Genomic DNA, 4003 nt, shown 5'->3' with positions numbered 1-4003 from the left:
GCTTTTTGCCATCAAAAAAAAGATATGTAAAAAATAATGATTTTAATTTTTTGAAGTTTAAATATCTTAAAGTAAAATATAAAAACAATAACCCATTCAACTCAATTCTTAACCACCCTTTTTTATTAAGAAAAGAAAAACAAGTACAATTGTTCTACCCACCTAAAAATAGATTACTGACAATAACTACCTCATATCCTTCTGTGGTTATTTATTCCAATGGATACGATACAGAACTAAAAGTAAAAGATACTGGTATTTGTTTTGAGTGCCAACATCTTCCTAATGATATAAATTTTAAAAGTAACCCATTATCACTCTTAAAAAATGGAAATGATTACTCTCATTTTATAAAATTTAAATTTTCATCTTTTAAATGATTTCTATATAATCTAGGAGAATATCCAAACTTTTTTTTAAAAATCCTACTAAAATACAAAGGGTTTTTTATACCTATTTTTTCAGATATTTCTGTAACAGAAAGAGTTGTCATCCTTAACAGTGACTCTGCATAATCTATTTTTCTATAATTCACATAACTTAATGGAGACATTTTTACTTCTAAGTTAAATAAGTTATTTAAATAAGTATTTGAACATGACAATATTTTTGATAGATCTTTTAACATAATTTTTCGATTAATATTTTGATTAATAAAAGTAATTGCTTTTGATATTTCGGTTACACTATTATCACAAATTGATTGCTCTGAAATCCGATTTAACCAATAAGTACTTTCAAGTAAATATTTAAAGGTAGAATTTGCAAATTCTATATTATTTCTATCGAGACTATTTTCCAAGTTAACAATAATTGTATTAAATAATATTTTTAATAGTACTCCTAAATCATTGTTTTTCAAGTTATGTTTTTTATTTATTTCAATTAATGGGGTTTTTTCATTAAAATGAGCCCAATATATTTGCCATGGATTTGATTTAGATGAGTAATATTTATGTTTTAGACCTTTTGGAATTATATATACCTGGTTTTCTTCTAGTGTAGTTTTTATATTTGTTTCTATATAACCTTTTCCACCTGTACAAAAAATAAAAATATTTTCACTAGAACCATTTTTTCTTTCAATCAAATGACCTTCGGTATTCGGGAAAAAACCAATATCAGTAATATAAATATTCCCATCAATTGGATTTACATTTAATCTTTCAAACGAAATTAAATGCTCCGATTTAAAACCTTCTTTTTTTAATTTAATTGTTTTTATTTTCTTAACACCACCATTCTCCATTTGACCTCCAAAATATTAACTATTATATAAAAATAGTCTACTATAGAGATTATTTTTTCACAATATAAGGTATCTAATACTAGTTTAAATAAAAAAAAACAGTCAATAGACTGGTTTAAAAGTTTTATAAATTGGAGGCGACGACCAGATTCGAACTGGTGATGGAGATGTTGCAGACCTCTGCCTTACCACTTGGCGACGTCGCCATTATTTATTTATCAATCTTATAAAATGGTGCCTTGACGCGGAATCGAACCACGGACACGAGGATTTTCAGTCCTCTGCTCTACCGACTGAGCTATCAAGGCATCATATATGGCGGGAGTGACGAGACTCGAACTCGCGACATCCTGCGTGACAGGCAGGCACTCTAACCAACTGAGCTACACCCCCATAAATGATATATAAGATTTTCAAATGGTGCTCACAACAGGACTTGAACCTGTGACCCCCTGCTTGTAAGGCAGGTGCTCTCCCAACTGAGCTATGCGAGCATTCGTTTTTTCAGAACTCATTTAGTATACTATAACTAGTTTTTGTTTGCAAGTCTTTTTTTAGTTTTTTTGAAAATAATTCTTTCTATTCACTTAGGAAATAATTATTTTTATATTTTTATAGGATTTTTTTAGTTTTTTTCTTTGTTTTTATTGATGTTAAAGCCATATGTGTAATTTTTTTATGAATATAAAAATTAGAACGACAATTCAGAGGATATTTTTTAATTATTTATCTAATTAATTAATGTTTTATAACTTTTTCTTCTTTCTTATGGCTTTTTATCCAAAATTTCCCTATTCGCCTTGCCATTTGACATTTTAAATACTATACTTGTATCAACAAAATTAGGAGGTATAACTCATGAACTCATACATAGTAGATACTAATGTTATAATTGCCAACCCATTCTTTATGAGGGATTTCAATGATTGTGAGATAATCATTCCTATCTACGTATTAGAAGAACTCGATAAAATTAAATCTAGAGAAGGAAATAGCGGATTTCGTGCCAGACAATTCTTTAGATTTTTTAAAGAAATTGAAAAAGATGGAAACCTTATAGATGGAATAACTATTGATAATAAAGTTATTTTAAAAACCGAAATTCAAGGAGATCTTTCTCTTATTCCTAATGGTTTAGATCCAAACTATGTGGACAATAAGATTTTAGCCCTTATGATGATGGAAAAATATAAGAAAAAAACTCTTGTAACTAACGATATTAGTATGAGAGTTAAAGCTTCCTCACTAGGAATAGATTGTCTTATCTTAGATGCTTCTGACAAACACAAATTAGACGATCTTTATACAGGTGTTATCACCTGTGAAGTTACATCTGAAGTGGTAAAAAAATTCTATACAGCCAAAGAGATCTCCCTAGAAGATCTTAAAATTAAATCTATGAACCCCAACCAATTTTTTTATGGCTACACAGAATTCTCCTACAACCAAATTATCGGCAAATATGATAAACAAAGAAATAAGATTATAAAGTTAAAACATGATGATGCCAAAGTATATGGTATTTCTCCTAAAGATATCAGACAAAAATTTGCCATTGATGTACTTCTAGACCCCAAAATTCCGTTTATCACAATTACCTCTAGGCAAGGATGCGGAAAAACTCTTTTAGCAGTTGCAGCAGCTTTGGAACAAGTATTAGAAGGAAATCGTTATGAAAAAATCTTAATTGGTAAAAATACAGCCCCTGTCGATAAGTGGAGTTACCAAGGCTTTACCACTGGAGATACAGAGGAAAAATTATTGACACATTTTGCCAACTACACCACTACTTTTGAAAATATACAGCATCTTCGAGGTAAAAAAACTCGTAAAGGAGTAGAAATTTTAGAGGGTTTAATTGAGCAAGATAAAGTAGAAGTCTTAGATATTTCTTCTATTTTAGGATCGAGTTTTCTTAATAAGATAGTTGTAATAGATGAAGCCCAATCATTTGATATTCATGCTATGAGATCAATGATTACAAGGATAGGAGAAGGAAGTAAACTAATATTAATAGGGGATATTGCTCAACAAACAGTATCTAGGTTAGACCCTGACAAATCGGGTCTCTACGCATCTATTGAATGGCTCCAAGAACTCTCTGAAACTGCCCACATCACACTAAATAAAGTTCATAGAAGTGAATTTGTAGATAAAGCTAGCTTAATTTTTGACAAGAAAATTTTTGGATAATTTTCTTGTCAAAATCACACAGATTTTAAAGATATAAAAAATATCTAGTCTATAAAAAAAGGAGAAATTTTAAATTTCTCTTTTTTTCTTCTCAATACAAGTTTATATGATTTGATGCTTAATTTTTTTCTGAATATACCTGGGGAGAACAATCCCAAATAAAATTATTAAGATTCCAATCCACTGAATCATTGATGAACTTTCGTGTAACACGGTCACAGAGGTCAATATAGCCACTGGGAGTTCTACTGATGCAAGAATTGAGGTTAATCCTACCCCAACAATAGGAACTCCTATAGAAAACAATAACGTCGGGATAACTGCTCCAAATAATGCTAGTGTTATTCCATATTTTAATAAGGGTAGTACTATTTTAACATTTCCTATGAATATAGGCGGGAATAAAATTATGGTAAAAATAAAAGCCCCTGTCAACATTAAAGTACTTCTTTGAATTGAATCTACATTCGTTGCAACCTTCCCACTAACAAAAGTAAATGCTGTATATGAACATGCTGCCAAAAGTCCATATATTATACCTTTAAATGTTAAGCTACTTAA

The 4003-nt window shown here is 29.7% G+C and carries 4 protein-coding genes and 4 tRNA genes; 2 read left to right on the top strand and 6 right to left on the bottom strand.

Annotated features, from left to right (window positions below; all coding sequences use genetic code 11):
* Positions 1 to 380, top strand: a 380-nt coding sequence (locus tag WBG30_RS00535; protein ID WP_424502688.1) for a hypothetical protein, incomplete at its 5' end; no start/stop codon positions are given.
* Here the strand turns inward: WBG30_RS00535 and WBG30_RS00530 are convergent.
* The 5 genes from WBG30_RS00530 to WBG30_RS00510 all read right to left on the bottom strand — a co-directional run bounded on the left by WBG30_RS00530 (position 344) and on the right by WBG30_RS00510 (position 1743).
* On the bottom strand, positions 344 to 1249 hold the full coding sequence (locus tag WBG30_RS00530; protein ID WP_424502687.1) for an AraC family transcriptional regulator: 906 nt from the start codon (positions 1247 to 1249) through the stop codon (positions 344 to 346). The two genes, WBG30_RS00535 and WBG30_RS00530, sit on opposite strands and share 37 nt — an antisense overlap.
* 132 nt (positions 1250 to 1381) lie before the next feature.
* Positions 1382 to 1455, bottom strand: a tRNA-Cys gene (locus WBG30_RS00525).
* A 26-nt stretch (positions 1456 to 1481) separates the two neighbouring features.
* Positions 1482 to 1557 (bottom strand) — tRNA-Phe (locus WBG30_RS00520).
* An 8-nt stretch (positions 1558 to 1565) separates the two neighbouring features.
* Positions 1566 to 1642: transfer RNA gene (locus WBG30_RS00515), tRNA-Asp, on the bottom strand.
* Positions 1643 to 1667: 25 nt separating this feature from the next.
* Positions 1668 to 1743 (bottom strand) — tRNA-Val (locus tag WBG30_RS00510).
* Positions 1744 to 2107: 364 nt separating this feature from the next.
* Here WBG30_RS00510 and WBG30_RS00505 point away from each other — a divergent pair.
* Entirely contained in the window at positions 2108 to 3442 is a 1335-nt protein-coding gene (locus WBG30_RS00505) for a PhoH family protein (RefSeq protein WP_424502686.1), read from the top strand.
* A gap of 102 nt (positions 3443 to 3544) precedes the next feature.
* On the opposite strand, the gene WBG30_RS00500 is transcribed toward WBG30_RS00505, so the two are convergent.
* The coding region (locus WBG30_RS00500; protein ID WP_424502685.1) for an EamA family transporter at positions 3545 to 4003 on the bottom strand (459 nt) is incomplete at its 5' end.

It is taken from the genome of Psychrilyobacter sp., assembly GCF_049671765.1.
Taxonomy (GTDB): Bacteria; Fusobacteriota; Fusobacteriia; order Fusobacteriales; family Fusobacteriaceae; genus Psychrilyobacter.
Note: the sequence above shows the minus strand (reverse complement) of the source record. Positions and strands in the feature narration are given on the sequence as shown.

Excerpts from the sequence above, each read along its gene's own strand:
- WBG30_RS00505 (WP_424502686.1), top strand. The coding sequence starts at position 2,108 with ATGAACTCATACATAGTAGATACTAATGTTATAATTGCCAACCCATTC.
- WBG30_RS00530 (WP_424502687.1), bottom strand. The coding sequence starts at position 1,249 with ATGGAGAATGGTGGTGTTAAGAAAATAAAAACAATTAAATTAAAAAAA.